Annotated in this window: 15 protein-coding genes, 9 tRNA genes and 3 rRNA genes; 4 read left to right on the top strand and 23 right to left on the bottom strand. The window is 42.8% G+C overall.

Annotated elements, in window-relative coordinates:
• Positions 1-241: 241 nt before the first annotated feature.
• The 5 genes from glmM to sigW all read right to left on the bottom strand — a co-directional run bounded on the left by glmM (position 242) and on the right by sigW (position 5,252).
• Entirely contained in the window at positions 242-1,591 is a 1,350-nt protein-coding gene (glmM, locus tag ABC374_RS26575) for a phosphoglucosamine mutase (RefSeq protein WP_413020150.1), read from the bottom strand.
• 56 nt (positions 1,592-1,647) lie between these two features.
• A complete protein-coding gene (locus tag ABC374_RS26570) occupies positions 1,648-3,012 on the bottom strand; it encodes a CdaR family protein (RefSeq protein WP_350300886.1) in 1,365 nt (454 codons plus the stop codon).
• A complete protein-coding gene (gene cdaA / locus ABC374_RS26565) occupies positions 3,005-3,829 on the bottom strand; it encodes a diadenylate cyclase CdaA (protein WP_137020543.1) in 825 nt (274 codons plus the stop codon). The genes ABC374_RS26570 and cdaA overlap by 8 nt, the downstream gene beginning before the upstream one ends.
• 219 nt (positions 3,830-4,048) lie before the next feature.
• Positions 4,049-4,672 carry an anti-sigma factor family protein gene (locus ABC374_RS26560; protein WP_350300885.1) on the bottom strand — a complete coding sequence of 208 codons (624 nt, stop codon included), beginning with the start codon at positions 4,670-4,672 and terminating at the stop codon, positions 4,049-4,051.
• 16 nt (positions 4,673-4,688) lie between these two features.
• A complete protein-coding gene (gene sigW / locus ABC374_RS26555; protein WP_048685727.1) occupies positions 4,689-5,252 on the bottom strand; it encodes an RNA polymerase sigma factor SigW in 564 nt (187 codons plus the stop codon).
• A gap of 172 nt (positions 5,253-5,424) precedes the next feature.
• On the opposite strand from sigW, the gene ABC374_RS26550 reads away from it, so the two are divergent.
• Positions 5,425-5,610 carry a Spo0E family sporulation regulatory protein-aspartic acid phosphatase gene (locus tag ABC374_RS26550; protein ID WP_350300884.1) on the top strand — a complete coding sequence of 62 codons (186 nt, stop codon included), beginning with the start codon at positions 5,425-5,427 and terminating at the stop codon, positions 5,608-5,610.
• 138 nt (positions 5,611-5,748) lie between these two features.
• On the opposite strand, the gene rocF is transcribed toward ABC374_RS26550, so the two are convergent.
• The 14 genes from rocF to ABC374_RS26480 all read right to left on the bottom strand — a co-directional run bounded on the left by rocF (position 5,749) and on the right by ABC374_RS26480 (position 13,160).
• Positions 5,749-6,651: an arginase gene (rocF, locus tag ABC374_RS26545; protein WP_413020149.1), complete on the bottom strand. Its 903-nt coding sequence runs from the start codon at positions 6,649-6,651 to the stop codon at positions 5,749-5,751.
• 208 nt (positions 6,652-6,859) lie between these two features.
• Positions 6,860-6,935 (bottom strand) — tRNA-Ala (locus tag ABC374_RS26540).
• A gap of 21 nt (positions 6,936-6,956) precedes the next feature.
• A tRNA-Gly gene (locus tag ABC374_RS26535) sits at positions 6,957-7,028 on the bottom strand.
• Positions 7,029-7,031: 3 nt separating this feature from the next.
• A tRNA-Gln gene (locus tag ABC374_RS26530) sits at positions 7,032-7,106 on the bottom strand.
• A gap of 104 nt (positions 7,107-7,210) precedes the next feature.
• Positions 7,211-7,294: transfer RNA gene (locus ABC374_RS26525), tRNA-Tyr, on the bottom strand.
• An 18-nt stretch (positions 7,295-7,312) separates the two neighbouring features.
• A tRNA-Thr gene (locus tag ABC374_RS26520) sits at positions 7,313-7,388 on the bottom strand.
• A 15-nt stretch (positions 7,389-7,403) separates the two neighbouring features.
• Positions 7,404-7,479: transfer RNA gene (locus ABC374_RS26515), tRNA-Val, on the bottom strand.
• A 17-nt stretch (positions 7,480-7,496) separates the two neighbouring features.
• Positions 7,497-7,571: transfer RNA gene (locus ABC374_RS26510), tRNA-Glu, on the bottom strand.
• 30 nt (positions 7,572-7,601) lie between these two features.
• Positions 7,602-7,674 (bottom strand) — tRNA-Thr (locus tag ABC374_RS26505).
• A gap of 3 nt (positions 7,675-7,677) precedes the next feature.
• A tRNA-Asn gene (locus ABC374_RS26500) sits at positions 7,678-7,752 on the bottom strand.
• Positions 7,753-7,797: 45 nt separating this feature from the next.
• Positions 7,798-7,913: ribosomal RNA gene (gene rrf, locus ABC374_RS26495) — 5S ribosomal RNA — on the bottom strand.
• 74 nt (positions 7,914-7,987) lie between these two features.
• Positions 7,988-10,920, bottom strand: a 23S ribosomal RNA gene (locus ABC374_RS26490).
• A gap of 175 nt (positions 10,921-11,095) precedes the next feature.
• A 16S ribosomal RNA gene (locus tag ABC374_RS26485) occupies positions 11,096-12,646 on the bottom strand.
• Together the 16S, 23S and 5S rRNA genes with 9 tRNA genes alongside form the textbook arrangement of a ribosomal RNA operon.
• Before the next feature lie 277 nt (positions 12,647-12,923).
• On the bottom strand, positions 12,924-13,160 hold the full coding sequence (locus ABC374_RS26480; RefSeq protein WP_137016870.1) for a hypothetical protein: 237 nt from the start codon (positions 13,158-13,160) through the stop codon (positions 12,924-12,926).
• A 132-nt stretch (positions 13,161-13,292) separates the two neighbouring features.
• On the opposite strand from ABC374_RS26480, the gene pdaB reads away from it, so the two are divergent.
• A complete protein-coding gene (pdaB, locus tag ABC374_RS26475; RefSeq protein WP_413020147.1) occupies positions 13,293-14,045 on the top strand; it encodes a polysaccharide deacetylase family sporulation protein PdaB in 753 nt (250 codons plus the stop codon).
• A gap of 92 nt (positions 14,046-14,137) precedes the next feature.
• On the opposite strand, the gene ABC374_RS26470 is transcribed toward pdaB, so the two are convergent.
• Complete coding sequence (locus ABC374_RS26470) at positions 14,138-14,818, bottom strand: KinB-signaling pathway activation protein (protein ID WP_413020146.1); 681 nt, start codon at positions 14,816-14,818, stop codon at positions 14,138-14,140.
• A 137-nt stretch (positions 14,819-14,955) separates the two neighbouring features.
• Here ABC374_RS26470 and gerD point away from each other — a divergent pair, with 137 nt between their 5' ends.
• A complete protein-coding gene (gene gerD / locus ABC374_RS26465; protein WP_101225885.1) occupies positions 14,956-15,516 on the top strand; it encodes a spore germination lipoprotein GerD in 561 nt (186 codons plus the stop codon).
• Positions 15,517-15,560: 44 nt separating this feature from the next.
• On the opposite strand, the gene ABC374_RS26460 is transcribed toward gerD, so the two are convergent.
• From ABC374_RS26460 to ABC374_RS26450, 3 genes are all read right to left on the bottom strand, one after another.
• Complete coding sequence (locus tag ABC374_RS26460) at positions 15,561-16,619, bottom strand: Mrp/NBP35 family ATP-binding protein (protein ID WP_098373554.1); 1,059 nt, start codon at positions 16,617-16,619, stop codon at positions 15,561-15,563.
• Positions 16,620-16,758: 139 nt separating this feature from the next.
• Positions 16,759-17,475 carry an N-acetylmuramoyl-L-alanine amidase CwlD gene (cwlD, locus tag ABC374_RS26455; RefSeq protein WP_350300879.1) on the bottom strand — a complete coding sequence of 239 codons (717 nt, stop codon included), beginning with the start codon at positions 17,473-17,475 and terminating at the stop codon, positions 16,759-16,761.
• 82 nt (positions 17,476-17,557) lie between these two features.
• Positions 17,558-17,983 carry a DUF2521 family protein gene (locus tag ABC374_RS26450; protein ID WP_350300878.1) on the bottom strand — a complete coding sequence of 142 codons (426 nt, stop codon included), beginning with the start codon at positions 17,981-17,983 and terminating at the stop codon, positions 17,558-17,560.
• A gap of 1,302 nt (positions 17,984-19,285) precedes the next feature.
• Here ABC374_RS26450 and ABC374_RS26445 point away from each other — a divergent pair.
• Entirely contained in the window at positions 19,286-20,815 is a 1,530-nt protein-coding gene (locus ABC374_RS26445) for a glycosyltransferase family 2 protein (protein ID WP_413020145.1), read from the top strand.
• The last annotated feature ends 78 nt before the right edge of the window (positions 20,816-20,893 follow it).

The raw sequence follows: 20,893 nt of genomic DNA, 5'->3' as shown, positions 1-20,893 counted from the left end.
TCCTCGTCAACTAAGCCATTTCTCGTCCAGACTTAGTTCAGGCGCTTTTGTGAATCTGTTTCTCCTTGCCTACCCTCCTTTTTAAAACAACCATTTTCTAGAAAATGAGTTGTAAATCAGGATAATCATACCTTAAACAAGGGACATAGGTCAATTCTTTATTACCAAGACCTGCGAAAAAGAACTTCTTTATAAAAATATGCATAAAAGGAAATTTCGTTCCTTTTATGCATAGGATTGGTTATTCGTTTATTCCCATTTCCGCTCTTACAACTGCGACGATCCGATCCACATAATTAGTGCATTCCTCAACTGTCGGTGCTTCAGCCATAACACGGACTAGCGGTTCAGTACCGGATGGTCTCACCAAAATACGGCCATTTCCGTTCATTTCCCCTTCAACAGCCTTGATGACTTCCTGTACCTTTTCATTATCGGTTACAGCGTGTTTATCGGTAACTCTGACATTGATCAGCGTTTGTGGATATTTCTTCATCTCGCCAGCAAGCTCCGATAAGGTTTTTTGGGTTTCGCTCATGATGTTCACAAGCTGTAAGCCCGTCAATAAGCCATCACCTGTCGTGTTATAGTCCAGGAAGATGATATGTCCGGATTGTTCACCGCCAAGGTTATAGCCGCCTTTTCGCATCTCCTCGACCACATAGCGGTCCCCCACTGCCGTCTGGGCGCTTTGTATGCCATGCTCTTCAAGACCTTTATAAAAACCAAGGTTGCTCATGATCGTAGAAACCACTGTTCCCTGTTTCAGACGGTTATTTTCCTTCAAGTATTTCGCACAGATATACATGATTTGGTCGCCGTCCACTATATTTCCTTTTTCATCTATGGCAATGACACGGTCTCCGTCACCATCGAAAGCAAGTCCAACATCCGCACCTTTTTCTTTTAAGAATTCAGCAAGTGCTTCAGGGTGGGTGGAACCTACCTTATCATTAATGTTCAAGCCATTGGGTGATGCCCCCATTGTAGAGATGTCTGCATCAAGATCTGCAAACAGATGCATGGCCAAGGCAGATGTCGCCCCATGTGCACAATCAAGAGCAACATGAATGCCTGTAAAGTCTTCATCCACTGATTGTTTCAAGTACTGGAGATACTTTTGCCCTCCTTCGAAATAATCGTTCAAATGGCCTAAATCTCCGCCAACCGGGCGTGGAAGTTCATCCTTTTCCATATCTAATAGTGCTTCAATTTCCGCTTCTTGATCATCGGATAACTTAAACCCATCCGGTCCAAAGAATTTAATGCCATTATCCGCTACCGGATTATGCGAAGCGGAAATCATGACACCTGCTTCAGCACTTAAGGCCTTTGTTAAATAGGCAACTCCCGGTGTCGAAATGACCCCAAGGCGCATCACTTCAGCCCCAATGGATAAAAAACCGGCAACAAGCGCACCTTCCAGCATTTCACCTGAAATACGAGTATCGCGCCCTATCAGCACTTTGGGTTTTTCTGTATTTCTAGTAAGGACATAACCACCAAAACGGCCTAGTTTAAATGCCAACTCCGGTGTTAATTCGCTATTCGCTATACCCCTTACTCCGTCTGTTCCAAAATATTTACCCATCTTTATCGCTCCTTCTTCAAATCGTTACTGAATTAAATGATGATGTTAAAGCAAGGTCATGTCTCTTCGTCTTTTTGTGTGATGGTGACCGAAATCGTTTCAGAATCCAGTTCCCATTCCATTCCCTTAGGCACTGATACCGCCAAATCCACATCATGCGTACCTTCATCTAAATTACTCACATCTACTGTAAGATTAATGTCGTCTTTAGTTATTTTCTTCAAATCATCCGCCTCACCAAGCAAAGTGATGCTAGTTACATCGGATTCCAATTCGGCATCTTGGTCATCCTGTATGCCCACAGGCACAATTTGTATATTGTTGAAAGTTTTAGACTCAATGGCAGCCGTTTCATCTTTTTCTTTTTCTGCTTCTTCTTCGACTACTTGCTCTTCTTGTTTTTGTTCAGTATCAGGTTCTTCCTCTTCTACGACTGGCTCTGCACTCTCTTCATCCACATCAACTTTCTCAGTGCGAATCTTGACCTTCGCCTTACCCAAGGACATTTTTTGTACACTTTCCGGTTTATTAAGATCGAGTTCCAGTTCTGTATCACCATCGATTTTCGAGATATTTACAGGAAGATTTATTTCGTCTATTTTCTCCAGGTCCGATTCCGAACCGAATAAGGTGACCTCTTCTGGGTCGACACTCATACTTGTGATCCTGATGCCATCCTTTGCCTTGCCAGTTTGCTTCGGTTCTATCGAAACCGTCTTGGAAGGAATGCTCACTTTTAAAGAAACGGCAACTGAAGATGGCTCGATCGTGACATCCAGCTTATTCAAGTCCCTGTCCAGGGCTTTAACGGTTGCCTTGGCGTTCACCGTTTCGCTAAGTCCCTTACTTATTTCAAGGTTTGCCTTTACATACGAAATTTGTTCAATCGCACCTTTAGCACCCGTTATTTTGACAGTTTTCGGGCTGACTGTTGGCTGACCAGCAGTATATCCCTCTTCAAGTAATGAGCTATTATACTCGGCTTCAACAGAGAATTCCTTCGTCACCCGTTCCTGAACGTTGACTTCGGCATATTCCGGATCGATCGTCGCCACTAACTTTTCATTCAACTCACTTATTTTAAATGTGACAGTTCTGTCCCCCATTGAGATTGCAGGATCAGAAAGGTCTACATACACTTTAAAGTCCCTTTGGTTTTTCGCATTTATCAAGAGGCTTTTTGCTCCCTTAAGCGTAACATCAACCGTCTCAGGCACTCCGCTCACCACTAGATTTTCACGGTCATAGTAAACTTCAACCGGTACATTTTCGATGGTCTCCGTACTGATTTCAGGCGCTGTCGATAAACCAAGCGATTTTTTATCCGACTCCATCTCAAAGTTAATGGAAATGAACAAAAGTGCTGCCAATGCAAAAGCTACGATTCTCATAAACCAAGCGCTATTGGTGAATTTATCCATTCTTTTTCCCCCTCCAGTTAAAGATGCTTGAGGAAGTTGATTTGATGTTTTCCACTACCAGTTCACTTGTAAGCATGGCCTTAAATGATTCTTGATTCAAATCCCGGTAAAGTTCCCCGTTTTTAGTGACGGATATCCCTCCCGTTTCTTCTGAAACGACAATCGTAAGACTATCCGTAACTTCACTCATGCCTATGGCTGCCCTATGCCGTGTGCCAAGCTCCTTTGAAATAAATGGACTCTCTGATAATGGCAAATAGCATGCTGCAGCCGCCACCTGGTTATTTTGTAAAATAACTGCGCCATCATGGAGCGGCGTATTAGGGATGAAGATATTAATGAGCAATTCTGAAGAAATATATGATTTTAGGGGTATCCCCGTTTCAACATAATCCCCAAGCTCCGTACCTTTTTCTATCGTAATCAAGGCTCCAATACGCCTTTTTGCCATATAGGTGGACGCCTTTAGGATTTCTTCAACTAAACGCTCTTGCTGATTCTCTTCTGGAACGGTGCCCCTTGCAAAGAGCTTCCCGCGTCCTAATTGTTCAAGTGCCCTTCTCAGTTCAGGTTGAAAAATGACGAGAATCGCCAATACTCCCCAATTCATGACTTGTGCCATTAACCATCCGAGTGTATTGAAACCAAACAGGTTGCTTAAGCTTTTTACAATGACAATTACAAAAATTCCTTTTAGCAGCTGAATAGCCTTCGTGCCTCGAATAATAGTTAACAATTTATATATCACAAACCATACAAGGAGAATATCAATGAAATTTACTACATAGTCCCAAACAGTCAAATTGGTTAAAGACATGTTGTTTCCTCCAGTCAGTATTACTCCAAATACCAATTACAATCTTTATACAATAACCTTAATAGTATACCATCTTTTAAATGATACATCTAAAAACTAGTGTGAGAAATTTACATAGGAAAAACGAATCATGAAAAATGGTTCCCCTTTTCTTTAAAAAATAAAGCTGAGCGAAGTCACCGTAAATGAAAAACGGTGCCCCCTCCCAGCTTCTATTCCTTATTCCTTTTTCTCCTCTTTAGCAGGAACCAACGAGGTTGCAGTGTCCTTTACTTTATACCACATCCACTCAAAAGCTTGGTCAATAACATGGATGCTCCCAGTCACATTCCCTGCTTTAGACATATATTTATGCCCATTTATGACTGTTACATCTCCCTCTACTTCACCATCTATTTGAATGTTACCATTTTGAACTACCACATTTCCCTTGATTGTCTCACCCTCAGGCACAATCACCGTTTCACCATCGACCACTAAGTTAGGCTGCTTTGATACTGAAAAATGTTCGTCCTGATTATAAGTGGAAAAAACAGATCCTGTCATCAATATGATGAACATCGCTGCCGCTGTCATGAAGGGATGGCTTTTGAACCAACGTTTGGCACCTGTTGTTTTCGTTTCTTTTGGCAATTGAGCCATAACCTTTGCTGTAAAGTCATCCGGGGCCTTTATATGGGAAGTGCTTTGTACAAGAGCGACCGCCTTTTTCATTTCATGAAAGTAATCCCGGCATTCAGCACAGTCATGCAAGTGCTCCCGTAAAACTTCTTTATGCTCCGGTTTGATGTCCTCATCTAAATAATCATGCATATATTCAATGATTTCCTCATGGCAGTTCATTTTTCTCACCTTCTTTTTATAAATGGCGCAGTTGTTTACGCAAGGCTTCCCGACCGCGATGTATCCTCGTCTTAACCGTACCGACCGGCAAATCGAGTATTTCACTGATTTCCTTTAATGATAACTCTTCAATATACTTCAATACGATTACCGATCGGTATTTCTCGGGCAATTTCATTATTTCCACTTGAATCGTTTCCTGCAGTTCTAAAGATTCCACTTCTTCCTCGGGTTTCGCCATATCCGATGCAATTTGGGAATACATATTCAATCCCTCTGTTCCTGCCACCTCTGCATCCAGATAGTAGTCCGGTTTTTTCTTGCGAAGCCGGTCAATACAAAGATTGGTCGCAATCCGATATAACCATGTAGAAAATTTCATAGTTATATTGAAACTCCGAATATTCACGTAGGCCCTTACAAAGGCCTCTTGTGCCAAATCTTCTGCTTCTTGCCTGTTTCCGAGCATCCTGAAACATATTTGGAAAACTTTGTCCTTGTAAATTTCGACAATTTCCCCAAATGCATTATGGTCTCCCTTTAATACTTGATTAATTCTCTCTTTAATGAGTGCATCCATTTTCCGGTATTACCCCCGCTCATGCGGCTATACGATTACTACGAATCGTAAGCTAAAAGGTTTCAAAAATTTAATACATTAATTTTAACAAAGTTTTACATTTTATGTTTAAGAAAAAAAAAACAGGGCTATATAGTAAGAAATTGTAAAATTCAAGGGAGTGATTCTCTATATGACTGCTGAACAAATTTTAGACCATATTGAACAATACAGACAGAAGATGATGTTTTTGGCTTCCCATTCTTCGATGGTGGATAATGAGGTTGTTGAAGTTAGCAGCAAACTGGATTCTTTAATCATCCAATACATCCATTTAACTAAAAATGGAGATCTTACAGACAGACGTGCTCTCAAGTGAATACGGATATACGATTGCAACCATCTATCTATAACTCTGTTCCTGTTACATACACCCTGGAAAATAAACCTACGTCTTCTAGCATATAAAAAACAGTAACCCATTACAAGCCGGTTACTGTTTCTTTTATTTTTCCAGTTATAATAATTTTTCTCCAAATAGCGAACCCATTAGGGCCACGGCAACGATCGCCGTCTTATTTCGCTCATCTAAAATGGGATTCACCTCTACGAATTCAGCTGATGTAATCAAGTTGGATTCCGCAAGCATTTCCATGGCCAAATGACTTTCCCGATAGCTTATACCACCAATCACCGGTGTCCCCACTCCGGGTGCATCTGCTGGGTCAACTCCATCCAAATCCAATGAAAGGTGGACGCCATCCGTTCTTTCCCTTAGGTAATCAATGCATTCTTCCATGACCCGTGTCATTCCCAAACGGTCGATCTCATGCATCGTGAATACCTTAATCCCTTTCTCACGAATAAGTTCTTTTTCCCCTTCATCCAATGACCTTGCCCCAATTATTACGATGTTTTCCGGTTTCACTTTTGGAGCAAAACCATGGATATTGATTAGGTCCGGATGTCCAAGCCCGATACTGACAGCCAGGGGCATACCGTGTATATTCCCGGATGGTGAAGTATCTTCCGTATTTAAATCCCCGTGTGCGTCGTACCAAATCACACCTAATTTTTCATAGTGCTTTGCGACTCCTGCCAATGTACCTATGGCTATCGAATGGTCTCCTCCCAATACAAGCGGAAAGGAGCCTCCTTCTATTATTTCATCAACTTTTGTGGCAAGCAGGGTGTTACCCTTTGCTACAAGCTGTAAGTTTTTTAGATTTGTCCCAGGCTCATCTGCATTTTCAGGACGCCCCACAATTATATCCCCTAAATCCTCTACTTCTATTTTCAACCTTTCAAGCCGCTCGACAATCTCTGCGCAGCGAATGGCACTAGGTCCCATATCAACCCCTCGCCTTGCTTGACCAAGGTCCATAGGCAACCCGATGACGGAAATTTTCTGAATAGACATACAATTCCCCCTTTCCACCATTTTATATCGTATATGCCGGTTGGTTCAACTCGACATTTCCATGTATAAAGATGCACGTTTTCCTATCACATATGTTTTTGGTGAAAAAAGATCTTTCTTGCGAATAGTATACCCAACTATGCCTTAAACAAAAAAAAGTCTTAAACCATTTTTGGCTTAAGACGTAAGTTTTGGTGTATGTAGTTGATGGTGGAGCCTAGCGGGATCGAACCGCTGACCTCCTGCGTGCAAGGCAGGCGCTCTCCCAGCTGAGCTAAGGCCCCTAAGGGATATGAAATATATTAAGCGGAAGACGGGATTCGAACCCGCGACCCCAACCTTGGCAAGGTTGTATTCTACCACTGAACTACTTCCGCAAATGGCTGGGCTAGAAGGGATCGAACCTTCGCATGACGGAATCAAAATCCGTTGCCTTACCGCTTGGCTATAGCCCAATATATGATATGCAATGATTAATATTCAACAAAATAAAAAGGTGGTAATCATATAATTCCCCAATAAAGAGAATATATAACTGATCCACAGGATTTTATTAAAATGGTGGAGGGGGGCAGATTCGAACTGCCGAACCCAAAGGAGCGGATTTACAGTCCGCCGCGTTTAGCCACTTCGCTACCCCTCCGCAATATATGGTTGTAGATGGTGCCGGCAAGAGGACTTGAACCCCCAACCTACTGATTACAAGTCAGTTGCTCTACCAGTTGAGCTACACCGGCAAGTAAAGAATAAAATGGTGGAGGATGACGGGATCGAACCGCCGACCCTCTGCTTGTAAGGCAGATGCTCTCCCAGCTGAGCTAATCCTCCGGATTAATGATTTAAAATGGTGACCCGTACGGGATTCGAACCCGTGTTACCGCCGTGAAAGGGCGGTGTCTTAACCGCTTGACCAACGGGCCGAACTGTTTGTGTACATAGATAGATTGGGAAGCTCCCAAGCGGATTCGAACCGCTGACCTCTTCCTTACCATGGAAGTGCTCTACCTACTGAGCTATGGAAGCATATGGCTCCGCAGGTAGGACTCGAACCTACGACCGTTCGGTTAACAGCCGAATGCTCTACCACTGAGCTACTGCGGAATAATATAATGTTTCCTAAAACCCATTTAAAGATTTAAATGAACAGCCTGGCAACGTCCTACTCTCACAGGGGGAAACCCCCAACTACCATCGGCGCTGAAGAACTTAACTTCCGTGTTCGGAATGGGTACGGGTGTGACCTCTTCGCCATCATTGCCAGACTATATTCATTTTTGAAGAATTTTCATTCCTTCAAAACTAGATAATAAGAAGGTATTTCATTTTTTAAAAAGCGTTGGTTAAGTCCTCGATCTATTAGTATCAGTCAGCTCCACATGTCACCATGCTTCCACCTCTGACCTATCAACCTGATCATCTTTCAGGGATCTTACTAGCTTGCGCCATGGGAAATCTCATCTTGAGGGGGGCTTCATGCTTAGATGCTTTCAGCACTTATCCCGTCCGCACGTAGCTACCCAGCTATGCCTTTGGCAAGACAACTGGTACACCAGCGGTGCGTCCATCCCGGTCCTCTCGTACTAAGGACAGCTCCTCTCAAATTTCCTGCGCCCGCGACGGATAGGGACCGAACTGTCTCACGACGTTCTGAACCCAGCTCGCGTACCGCTTTAATGGGCGAACAGCCCAACCCTTGGGACCGACTACAGCCCCAGGATGCGATGAGCCGACATCGAGGTGCCAAACCTCCCCGTCGATGTGGACTCTTGGGGGAGATAAGCCTGTTATCCCCGGGGTAGCTTTTATCCGTTGAGCGATGGCCCTTCCATGCGGAACCACCGGATCACTAAGCCCGACTTTCGTCCCTGCTCGACTTGTAGGTCTCGCAGTCAAGCTCCCTTGTGCCTTTACACTCTACGAATGATTTCCAACCATTCTGAGGGAACCTTTGGGCGCCTCCGTTACTCTTTAGGAGGCGACCGCCCCAGTCAAACTGCCCACCTGACACTGTCTCCCACCCCGATAAGGGGCGCGGGTTAGAATTTCAATACAGCCAGGGTAGTATCCCACCAACGCCTCCACCGAAGCTGGCGCTCCGGCTTCTCAGGCTCCTACCTATCCTGTACAAGCTGTACCAAAATTCAATATCAGGCTGCAGTAAAGCTCCACGGGGTCTTTCCGTCCTGTCGCGGGTAACCTGCATCTTCACAGGTACTATAATTTCACCGAGTCTCTCGTTGAGACAGTGCCCAGATCGTTACACCTTTCGTGCGGGTCGGAACTTACCCGACAAGGAATTTCGCTACCTTAGGACCGTTATAGTTACGGCCGCCGTTTACTGGGGCTTCGGTTCAAAGCTTCGCTTGCGCTAACCTCTCCCCTTAACCTTCCAGCACCGGGCAGGTGTCAGCCCCTATACTTCGCCTTGCGGCTTCGCAGAGACCTGTGTTTTTGCTAAACAGTCGCCTGGGCCTATTCACTGCGGCTTTTCTGGGCTATTCACCCTAAAAAGCACCCCTTCTCCCGAAGTTACGGGGTCATTTTGCCGAGTTCCTTAACGAGAGTTCTCTCGCACACCTTAGGATTCTCTCCTCGCCTACCTGTGTCGGTTTGCGGTACGGGCACCTTACATCTCACTAGAGGCTTTTCTTGGCAGCGTGGAATCAGGAACTTCGGTACTATATTTCCCTCGCCATCACAGCTCCGCCTTAATGGAAACGGGATTTGCCTCGTTTCCGGCCTAACTGCTTGGACGCGCATATCCAACAGCGCGCTTACCCTATCCTTCTGCGTCCCCCCATCGTTCAAACGATGTATAGGTGGTACAGGAATATCAACCTGTTGTCCATCGCCTACGCCTTTCGGCCTCGGCTTAGGTCCCGACTAACCCTGAGCGGACGAGCCTTCCTCAGGAAACCTTAGGCATTCGGTGGAAGGGATTCTCACCCTTCTTTCGCTACTCATACCGGCATTCTCACTTCTAAGCGCTCCACCAGTCCTTCCGGTCTGACTTCAACGCCCTTAGAACGCTCTCCTACCATCGACACCATACGGTGTCAATCCACAGCTTCGGTGATACGTTTAGCCCCGGTACATTTTCGGCGCGGAGTCACTCGACCAGTGAGCTATTACGCACTCTTTAAATGGTGGCTGCTTCTAAGCCAACATCCTGGTTGTCTAAGCAACTCCACATCCTTTTCCACTTAACGTATACTTTGGGACCTTAGCTGGTGGTCTGGGCTGTTTCCCTTTCGACTACGGATCTTATCACTCGCAGTCTGACTCCCAAGAATAAGTATTTGGCATTCGGAGTTTGACTGAATTCGGTAACCCGTTGGGGGCCCCTAGTCCAATCAGTGCTCTACCTCCAATACTCTCATCTTGAGGCTAGCCCTAAAGCTATTTCGGAGAGAACCAGCTATCTCCAGGTTCGATTGGAATTTCTCCGCTACCCACACCTCATCCCCGCACTTTTCAACGTGCGTGGGTTCGGGCCTCCATTCAGTGTTACCTGAACTTCACCCTGGACATGGGTAGATCACCTGGTTTCGGGTCTACGACCTCATACTCATTCGCCCTATTCAGACTCGCTTTCGCTGCGGCTCCGTCTTATCAACTTAACCTTGCATGAAATCGTAACTCGCCGGTTCATTCTACAAAAGGCACGCCATTACCCATTAACGGGCTTTGACTACTTGTAGGCACACGGTTTCAGGATCTATTTCACTCCCCTTCCGGGGTGCTTTTCACCTTTCCCTCACGGTACTGGTTCACTATCGGTCACTAGGGAGTATTTAGCCTTGGGAGATGGTCCTCCCTGCTTCCGACGGGATTTCTCGTGTCCCGCCGTACTCAGGATCCACTCAGGAGGGAACGAAGTTTCAACTACAGGGTTTTTACCTTCTTCGACGGATCTTTCCAGATCGCTTCATTTACCCCGTTCCTTTGTAACTCCATGTTGAGTGTCCTACAACCCCAAGAGGCAAGCCTCTTGGTTTGGGCTAATTCCGTTTCGCTCGCCGCTACTCAGGAAATCGCGTTTGCTTTCTCTTCCTCCGGGTACTTAGATGTTTCAGTTCCCCGGGTCTGCCTTCAGTACCCTATGTATTCAGGTAAAGATACTGTTCCATTACGAACAGTGGGTTTCCCCATTCGGAAATCTCCGGATCAAAGCTTACTTACAGCTCCCCGAAGCATATCGGTGTTAGTCCCGTCCTTCATCGGCTCCTAGTGCCAAGGCATCCACCGTGCGCCCTTTCTAACTTAACCGTTAAAAAGATCTTACAGATGCTTTGAAAAAAATTAATTGCCTTCTATCTATTATCTAGTTTTCAAGGAACAAAGCAGAAAGAATCCATCACATCGTGATGACTGTCTTTCCTATTTGAATGAATTACTCATTCAAAACTGAACAAAACAAAAGCGCTCTCGTAATTATCCTTAGAAAGGAGGTGATCCAGCCGCACCTTCCGATACGGCTACCTTGTTACGACTTCACCCCAATCATCTGTCCCACCTTAGGCGACTGGCTCCATGAAGGTTACCTCACCGACTTCGGGTGTTACAAACTCTCGTGGTGTGACGGGCGGTGTGTACAAGGCCCGGGAACGTATTCACCGCGGCATGCTGATCCGCGATTACTAGCGATTCCGGCTTCATGCAGGCGAGTTGCAGCCTGCAATCCGAACTGAGAATGGCTTTATGGGATTCGCTTACCTTCGCAGGTTTGCAGCCCTTTGTACCATCCATTGTAGCACGTGTGTAGCCCAGGTCATAAGGGGCATGATGATTTGACGTCATCCCCACCTTCCTCCGGTTTGTCACCGGCAGTCACCTTAGAGTGCCCAACTGAATGCTGGCAACTAAGATCAAGGGTTGCGCTCGTTGCGGGACTTAACCCAACATCTCACGACACGAGCTGACGACAACCATGCACCACCTGTCACTCTGTCCCCCGAAGGGGAAAGCCCTATCTCTAGGGTTGTCAGAGGATGTCAAGACCTGGTAAGGTTCTTCGCGTTGCTTCGAATTAAACCACATGCTCCACCGCTTGTGCGGGCCCCCGTCAATTCCTTTGAGTTTCAGCCTTGCGGCCGTACTCCCCAGGCGGAGTGCTTAATGCGTTAGCTGCAGCACTAAAGGGCGGAAACCCTCTAACACTTAGCACTCATCGTTTACGGCGTGGACTACCAGGGTATCTAATCCTGTTTGCTCCCCACGCTTTCGCGCCTCAGTGTCAGTTACAGACCAGAAAGTCGCCTTCGCCACTGGTGTTCCTCCAAATCTCTACGCATTTCACCGCTACACTTGGAATTCCACTTTCCTCTTCTGCACTCAAGTCCCCCAGTTTCCAATGACCCTCCACGGTTGAGCCGTGGGCTTTCACATCAGACTTAAGGAACCACCTGCGCGCGCTTTACGCCCAATAATTCCGGACAACGCTTGCCACCTACGTATTACCGCGGCTGCTGGCACGTAGTTAGCCGTGGCTTTCTGGTTAGGTACCGTCAAGGTACCAGCAGTTACTCTGGTACTTGTTCTTCCCTAACAACAGAACTTTACGACCCGAAGGCCTTCTTCGTTCACGCGGCGTTGCTCCGTCAGACTTTCGTCCATTGCGGAAGATTCCCTACTGCTGCCTCCCGTAGGAGTCTGGGCCGTGTCTCAGTCCCAGTGTGGCCGATCACCCTCTCAGGTCGGCTACGCATCGTCGCCTTGGTGAGCCATTACCTCACCAACTAGCTAATGCGCCGCGGGCCCATCTATAAGTGACAGCGTAAACCGTCTTTCCATCTTCTCTCATGCGAGAAAAGAACGTATCCGGTATTAGCTCCGGTTTCCCGAAGTTATCCCAGTCTTATAGGCAGGTTGCCCACGTGTTACTCACCCGTCCGCCGCTAATCTCAGGGAGCAAGCTCCCATCGATTCGCTCGACTTGCATGTATTAGGCACGCCGCCAGCGTTCGTCCTGAGCCAGGATCAAACTCTCCGAAGAAATGTTTGACTTGCTCATTTGCTTTTTTAATAGTGTGTGCTCACTTAAAATTTAACGTTGGCGCTTTGTTTTGTTCAGTTTTCAAAGAGCAATTTGTTTGCCGCATCTCTTAGCGACTTTAATATCTTAACACCTTATTACTACTTCGTCAATAACTTTTTTCAAAAAAGTTTTTTCATTCTTTTTCAAAAGCTTTTACGTTGCAGCAACTTTTATAATATACCAGCGTATAAATCAATAGTCAATAGATTTTTTTAATATAATTCACTTTTGAATCTCATGACTGATTCCACTTGGACAAATTCTTTTTTCCCCTCATATACATTAGGCATTCCTCCTCGGTGCTCACCCTTTTAAACAGTCTGAAAAGGATGTTATATTTCTCATTTATTGCCCTTTTGACTAAGTGATCGATTCTGTCATCCTGCAGATCGAATAGTATTTCATCCATCTCTCTTTTTAAAAGGTACTCCAATTCCATCTTTTCCTTGTCATTAATCAATAAACCGAGCATGGTTCACACCTCCACCAGACAGCATTCCCCATCGCAAGCATTTTTATGAATTTTAAACTGATTTTTTTGCATAACAATAATCCTTGCGCATAAATTTGAAGACAAGAGTACTTTGGACAAGGGGATGGATTAATGAAATTTTTCATGGTGCTTCAAGCCAAGAAGATCAAATATTATTCGTTAATATTACTTACGGCACTTTTTACCGCTTGGTTCCTTTTTGTACAAAACATTCTTCATGCCCCCGTTTTTTCTACAGAAGATGGGCCGAAAGCGGTTTATAAAGGGGAAAAGAATGTTGCGATCACGTTCAATATCGGCTGGGGTGATGAAAAAGCCGCTCCGATAATAGAGACATTAAAAAGGGAAAAGATTAAATCCGCCACATTTTTCCTCTCGGGATCCTGGGCTGAACGTCATCCGGACATAGTAGCGGAAATTGTGAAAGAAGGATATGAAATTGGCATCCTTGGTTACGATTATAAGGATTATTCCGAAATGGAAGATCAGGAAATCATCCGGGATATTTCTAAAGCGCAGGAAGCATTTAAAAAACTTAATATAAAGAATATAGAACTTTTACGCGCCCCCACCGGTCACTTTGATAAACGCCTCTTAAAGATCAGCGAGAAATTCGGATATACTGTTGTCCATTGGAGCATCGATTCAAAGGATTGGACCAATCCGGGTGTGGATCGAATCGTACAGAACATCACCAAGGCCCAAAAGGGTGATATCATCTTATTACATGCTTCAGACTCAGCAAAACAAACGAACAAGGCTTTACCGGAGTTAATAAGTGAACTTCGATCAAAAAATTTAAACTTCGTGAACGTTTCAGAGATGATTTCCAATTCATCAGCAAGCAGTGAGGAAATTCGCTGACTAAAAAAAATGCGTACTAATGGTCTCCAAAAACCTTTAGTACGCAGTTTTTATGTTTGACTTCCTTATGTATGCCCCTGCTTACATAAAGGTTAGCTGCCTTTACCAAGTTCACCGGCTTTCATCTTTCCCTTTGCCGGAGTTTGCTTACGCCCTCTTTTACTGGCCAATTCCTTTTGTGAAATTTCAATCAATTTGCTCAGGACCAATAATTGATAGGCATTGCAGACCAGCAATGGAAACAGCATGAAGTAAAGCCAGCTTTCATCATTGGCACTTAGGACAGGTATCCACTCCAAAACCGTGAACACGACCATGAAAAACAAGGCCGGTATGAACGACTGTTTATTCGTTTGTTTCATTTTGAAATAAGCTGTAACAAGCCCTAAGGCCAATACAACCAATGCTAACACGATGTAGGAACTGATCCCTTCGCCTGAACCAAAGCTAAGATATCGCAGGTAAACAAGATCGAAAACAACAAAAAGAATGAGTACAAGTTGAACGGCATTCCATAAGGAAGCGCTTTTAAATATTCCCAGACCAAAACGATGTATCGTTAAATAGGCAAAAAAGCCGGCTTGGCTTATGACACTGAAAATTAATCCAACACCGAATAACCAAATAAACGTTGATAAGATGGCGCTGACATCAAAAGAAGAGAAATAAGGCTTAAACTCATTCCACCGAGCCAAGAAACCTACAACTCCGCCCGTTACACCACCTATAAGCAATGTTGTTAAAAACAATTTAACTAAATTACGGCTGTTCATTGTTTTCCTCCATACATTTCTATTTCATTTCCTTAATTGTACCAACCAAATTTGGAAAAATCCACTTATTCCACCAAGGAATAATATCGCCGATTGGAACCATATTAACAGTAAGAAGGATGAAAGGGGCCCTGCGTATGAGAGTGGGAGTTGCTTTGCTTTTCACGTCATTCTTACTCGTTTGTTCCGGTTGTGCTCAAAATGGAGCAGGCGCAGAAAAAATGGAATATGAAGAGACAAAGAAGATGGTCGTCGATATCCTGAAGACAGATGATGGAAAAAAAGCCATCCAGGATATCATTACTGATGATAAAACGAAAGCTGAACTTATTATGGATTCGGATGACATTAAGAAATCCATTGAAGATATGGTCACTTCAGATAAAGGGAAGGAATTTTGGAAAAAGACATTTAATGATCCCGAATTCGCTTCCGCATATGCTAAAGCATTAGAAGACGAACATAAAAAGGTTTTGAAGGACTTAACTGCTGATCCTCAGTATCGTGGAATGCTTATGGAAATAATGAAAGAACCGGATATGGAAAAAGAAATGAATAAGTTATTAAAAACCAAGGAGATGCGGTCGGTCTATAAAGAGCTGATCATCGAAACCATGGAGAGTCCTCTCGTCCAAGCTAAAATGCAAGAGAAATTGGATAAAGCAGCCACTAAAGCGGCCGAGAAGGAGAAAAAGTAAAAAGAACGAAATAAGGCTGATTCCAATTGGAATCAGCCTTCTTTTTATTGTAGTTTTTCAATGACTTTCTTAGCAATATCTTCGTAAATTCTTCCAAGCCTATGGTCCGCTGCGTATATGGATGGAGCAAAGTCCTCTTCGTTCCAATCCGGCTGTTGCAGGGGAAGTTGACCTAAAACTTCTGTACGAAGCTCTTCTGCAAGCTTCTCTCCGCCGCCTTTTCCGAAGACATATTCTTTTTCACCCGTCGTTTTACTTTCGAAGAATGACATGTTCTCTATGACACCAATGACTTCGTGTTCTGTCTTGATGGCCATGGCACCAGCTCTTGCCGCAACGAAGGCTGCAGTCGGATGCGGTGTCGTAACGATGATTTCTTTACATGAAGGGAGCATCGTATGAACGTCCAAAGCAACATCGCCTGTACCCGGCGGTAAGTCAAGGACCAAATAGTCCAAATCTCCCCATTCCACTTCGTTAAAGAAACTGTTAAGCATTTTACCCAGCATCGGTCCTCTCCAGATGATCGGCGCGTTATCCTCTACAAAAAAGCCCATTGAGATAACTTGAACGCCAAACCTTTCTACAGGAATGATTTTTTCCCCGCGAACAACCGGTCTTTTTGTTATCCCCATCATATCAGGTACGCTGAATCCATAAATATCGGCGTCAACCAGTCCGACCTTTTTACCCAAACGAGCAAGTGAAGTAGCGAAATTCACTGAAATCGTAGATTTTCCCACCCCGCCTTTACCACTGGCGATCGCGATGAATTGTGTCTTGCTGTTAGGTCCAAGCAAACCTTGATCCGCTTCATCCTGAGGAATACTTTCACGATGCTTGGCTAACTCCTCTTCTGAAAGCTCCGTAAAACGTATACCTACCGATTCCGCTCCGTTCGTTTTCAGCAAGTCCACAACTTCCGATTGCATTTGCATTTGTTCGGCAGTCCCCGTTTTCGCAATCGCCAGTTTAACGCTCACATGATTCTTTTCAGGTTTTATTTTGATTTCTATAATTCCATTTGTCTCTTCAAGGTTTTTATGTAGAAAAGGGTCTTTAAGATCCTTTAATAAATTCAGTACTTTCTCTTCTGTTAACAAGCCGAGCACCCCTTTGAATTTTATTTTCCCATTTTTCAGTATAACATATTACGTAAAGAAAACTTATTATCTACCTTGCATGCGAATCCAGATTATTTTCCCATAATAAAAAGGCCTTGTACCTTACAAGACCCAGACATCACTCTTCATCCGATAGCTTTTCCTCTGTAAAGTACCGTAAAATCCCCATATAAATCGAACTGGCAACCTTTTCTTGATACTTATCACTGATAAGGCGTTCCCTTTCCTCAGAATTGGAAAGAAAGCCAATTTCCACAAGCGCTCCTGGCTTCTTAGCATAATTCATCAAATACACATTATTAATCGTTTTTGCATCACGCTTTGTATTTTCAAGGTTTCTAATGATTTCAGTCTGAATGAATTTTGCCACCTGTTCATTTTCCTCAAACCTGCTTGTATAAAAGGTCTGGGCACCTTTCGATGACGCTGATGGAAAAGAGTTCAAATGAATGCTTAAGAATAAGTCCGCTTCCGAATCATTGATCATTTTAACCCGATTCCGTAAGTCCTCCTGTTTTCGCTGGCGAATCCCCTTTGTATTTCCCTGTGCCAAATCCTCATCCTTCTCACGGGTCATGATGACAAGGGCACCTTGTTCCTGTAAATAGTCCCTGACCTTTAATGAAACGGAAAGGGCAATTTCCTTTTCCATAATCTCTTGTACATTTGCCCCGCCGTCCATTCCTCCGTGACCTGCATCCAGAATGATGACCTTACCTGCCAACGGAAGGTTCCAGGAGTCCCAAGAATCATCTTCAACAAATTTAAAAGTCACAATTAAAAAAAGGACAAACAATCCCATTGCGATTCCTGTATATTTCAGCTTTCTGCGCATGACCGTTCCCCTTCCATGATCTCTCTACTAAAAAGTATGGGACAAACCATGGAATTAGAACAAGGAATGGGAATTTACCTTCCTAATGCAGTTTCATTTTATATCGTTTTTCACCAGTCTTAAAGCCGTCCAGCCACCAATCCCCCACAAATCCTTCACAGCAATAAAACAAACCTTCATCGAAAGCGTTATTCGCTGTAACTTCCCGCCAATACAAAATGAAGTTAAAAAGAGTATCGACCAAAAACTTCTCTTCCTTCCAGCACCTGGACCTTACATCTTCTTCCGACTCACCATAATAGCCAAACTTACTATAGTTCGCTCCTAATAAATAAGCCTCGATGGCAACATCGAAATAGCCTTCCTCCAAAACATCCATCAAATCCTGTCCGAAGTAACGCTGAATCCTACCCTTCATATCCTCAATGGAAAGTTCCCTGAGCAGCCTGCGTTCGAACTTCAATTGCCTTTCCCTTTGCAGCTCCTGTAAACCTAATATCACAGCCATACTTCACCTCCGGGGCAATTCCCCATTTCCCAAAATTATTTCCCAAGACATAATTTAGTTTTAGCGTTCTATTTTGAACCATTCATTTATTCCATTGGCAAAAAATAATGAGGATAGGTTCGGCAGGGAAGGATGATGATTTGGTTTTATGGGTGAACGGAGTTAATTGAAAAAGGCATATCGAAATACGATATGGTATCTTCTATAAGAAACCTGCTAAAATGCATCCTGCCCATCTCGGATGATAAAATTCTCCTAAGAGTCAATGGTCTGGGAAAATTGGAATTATCCCCCCTAAATTGCCACTCAGGCCGCTACCCGAGACTGATCTTTCCGACTCGGGTAGCGGCCTGCACATGTCTCTTTTGGACTTTAATCTTACACTGAATATCCATGTCGTGTTTTTCGACCTGTTGAACCTGAATTTTAAGCCAAGCTGTATTACTCTTTCTAGACTTACTTTTCCGTTTGGCGCGTTTACACAGTGGATGCTAATCGTGTAAGGAATTTATCAATTGACTGTAGGAATTATCATTCTTAATAAAAAACATCGTTATGTATTTCCTTATTTCTTACACAATTCATCCCACCAAGCTTGCTAAAGCTGATGCTATTTAAGTTCATTGATTAAGTTAATATAACTATGCTCATTAAATCCTTGAAAATGATGGTTATGTTTCAATTATTTATTCTGGAAGAGTATTAGAAATAAGGAGTCGCCCACGAAAGTGTGTTATGCTAGTGTATCCACTGATTTTCAGAATTCAGGCTTGTAAATAGACGTATTAAAAGCTTAAGGTTCTGAATAAGGACTAACTGAAAATATGTGTAGCAATAGAAAAAAGAAAAGGATTAGAGGAAGCTCTAAGATTTGTTCGTCCATGTGACACGAAGGGGTAGAGCAGATTAGAAGGGCAGATAGAAACAAGCCGAATAATGATAAGTAGTGGTATCACAAACGGGAGTACATCCTTTTTTATTTTTTTTAGGATTCATTTCCATATGTGTTTTCGTTAATCAGGAAGTAAAATTCTTTCATTATGCGAATTAAAATTTGTTATAATTCCGGAAGAGTTAGGTAAACAAGAAATTCCACTACTAACAGGAGCAGATTGAATCTAGATGTTATTAATTATAAGGTTCTAAAAAATCGACAGCAAATGACTAACTAATAAATTTATTTTTGAAAATATTGTAAATCAATATCGAATTAGTAGTACAATTATTATAGCACCTTGATTCATCATTTCAATCTGTCATTTTCCCTATCTTTTAACTTATAAAATAAATGGAGTGAACTACATGTCTGATCAATTGGATAAGAGAATATCCTTTGAAATTGAAAATAATATTACTTATAACGAAGAAGGATATTATATAAAAAATAAAAGCTCTATCTTTAAAAAAAGTAAAGTAACAGTTGTTTCTCCCGTATATAATGCAGAAAAGTTTTTAAGAAAAACCATAGATTCAGTCATTAATCAAACTATTGGTTTTAAAAATATCGAATATATTCTCGTCGACGACGGATCTACTGATTCTTCCCGTGAAATTTTGCTGGAATACGCCGAAGCATATAAAAATATCATTGTTGTTTTTTTAAAAAATAATACGGGGACACCAGCCCAGCCTCGCAACCTTGGGATAAAGTTGGCAAAATCCGATTATATAACTTTTTTGGATGCCGATGATTGGTTGGATAAGGAAGGTTTGAAATCGTTATATTCCATAATAAAGCGCAGCAATGATGATTATATAGTCGGAAAAACAATAGAAGTGGGATCAAAGGGCAAGAAAATAGTCGGCGAATATGAATCATGCTTAGAAAGGAGAAATGTATCTCCTTTCTCCATTCCACATATTTTTCACCACTTGGGTCCAAGGGCAAGGATGATAAAGCTCAAATTGCTTAAAGAATATAATATTGAGTACCCTGAGATGAAATTTGCAGAGGACAAGCAGTTCTTTATTGACGTACTTATACATTGTAAATCGATTTCTACAACAACCCAAGTCATCTATTATTTAAACCGATTGGATGACAATGACGCTTCTTTAACAAAACAGACTGATGTCATGGAAAAAATGGATACTAATATTAAAGTGATCAAATATGTAAAGAGTAAAAAGCTGGATACAGAGAAGGAAAAAATGATCTTAAACAGGCTTTATGAATTTGATTCAATTACAAGGTTATTCAATCGATATCATTTCTTAAAAAGCGAAAATAATGAAGAATACTTTAATAAATTCCAGGAGGTCATCGATACAACCAAAGATTTGAACTATGATATATCAGAATCCTTTTTCCATCCAATCAATAAGGTTGCCTATGATCTTTTCCTTAAGGGCCATTATGATGATATAAAGAAATTATATAAATGGGACAAAAAAGAAAAGATAAAAAATTATGTGATTCTCAATAATTTACCATATATGAGTGGCCCACTTTCAAGTGAGAAAAACAAACATATCCGTGTACCAATGCTGGCGATCTTCCATAGCGGATCTTTCATTCAAGATAGTTATACATTAACACTCGATATATATGGTGATTATGTACATGAGGTACAACATATCGTCCTTAGAGACCGTAAAAATATAACGCAGGAGTATATTTTCCCCTTGGAGGTCAATGAAAGCGGACGGGCGACAGCTAAATTTGATTTAGAGTCACTCAATCAGCTGAACTCATCAAGCTATGAAGTATTCGTACGGTATAATGATTATCAAAAACTGTACATTTCCAAAAAGGAACAAGTCGTTTTTAACAAAAGGACATTTAACTTTTACTCAACGATTAACTCTAATCTTGGCTTTAAGATCAATTAAGATAAAAAGGACATCCATTTACATGGATGTCCTTTTCTCACATTATATATGATTTTATAATAAAGTCATTTAATTACC

Origin of the sequence: Peribacillus phoenicis, assembly GCF_047238085.1 — a bacterium.
Taxonomy (GTDB): domain Bacteria; phylum Bacillota; class Bacilli; order Bacillales; family DSM-1321; genus Peribacillus.
Note: the sequence above shows the minus strand (reverse complement) of the source record. Positions and strands in the feature narration are given on the sequence as shown.

Bases quoted from the DNA above. Each gene is read 5' to 3' on its own strand.
- glmM (WP_413020150.1), bottom strand. From the start codon at position 1,591: ATGGGTAAATATTTTGGAACAGACGGAGTAAGGGGTATAGCGAATAGC.
- ABC374_RS26570 (WP_350300886.1), bottom strand. From the start codon at position 3,012: ATGGATAAATTCACCAATAGCGCTTGGTTTATGAGAATCGTAGCTTTT.
- cdaA (WP_137020543.1), bottom strand. From the start codon at position 3,829: ATGTCTTTAACCAATTTGACTGTTTGGGACTATGTAGTAAATTTCATT.
- ABC374_RS26560 (WP_350300885.1), bottom strand. From the start codon at position 4,672: ATGAACTGCCATGAGGAAATCATTGAATATATGCATGATTATTTAGAT.
- sigW (WP_048685727.1), bottom strand. From the start codon at position 5,252: ATGGATGCACTCATTAAAGAGAGAATTAATCAAGTATTAAAGGGAGAC.
- ABC374_RS26550 (WP_350300884.1), top strand. From the start codon at position 5,425: ATGACTGCTGAACAAATTTTAGACCATATTGAACAATACAGACAGAAG.
- rocF (WP_413020149.1), bottom strand. From the start codon at position 6,651: ATGTCTATTCAGAAAATTTCCGTCATCGGGTTGCCTATGGACCTTGGT.
- ABC374_RS26480 (WP_137016870.1), bottom strand. From the start codon at position 13,160: ATGCTCGGTTTATTGATTAATGACAAGGAAAAGATGGAATTGGAGTAC.
- pdaB (WP_413020147.1), top strand. From the start codon at position 13,293: ATGAAATTTTTCATGGTGCTTCAAGCCAAGAAGATCAAATATTATTCG.
- ABC374_RS26470 (WP_413020146.1), bottom strand. From the start codon at position 14,818: ATGAACAGCCGTAATTTAGTTAAATTGTTTTTAACAACATTGCTTATA.
- gerD (WP_101225885.1), top strand. From the start codon at position 14,956: ATGAGAGTGGGAGTTGCTTTGCTTTTCACGTCATTCTTACTCGTTTGT.
- cwlD (WP_350300879.1), bottom strand. From the start codon at position 17,475: ATGCGCAGAAAGCTGAAATATACAGGAATCGCAATGGGATTGTTTGTC.
- ABC374_RS26450 (WP_350300878.1), bottom strand. From the start codon at position 17,983: ATGGCTGTGATATTAGGTTTACAGGAGCTGCAAAGGGAAAGGCAATTG.
- ABC374_RS26445 (WP_413020145.1), top strand. From the start codon at position 19,286: ATGTCTGATCAATTGGATAAGAGAATATCCTTTGAAATTGAAAATAAT.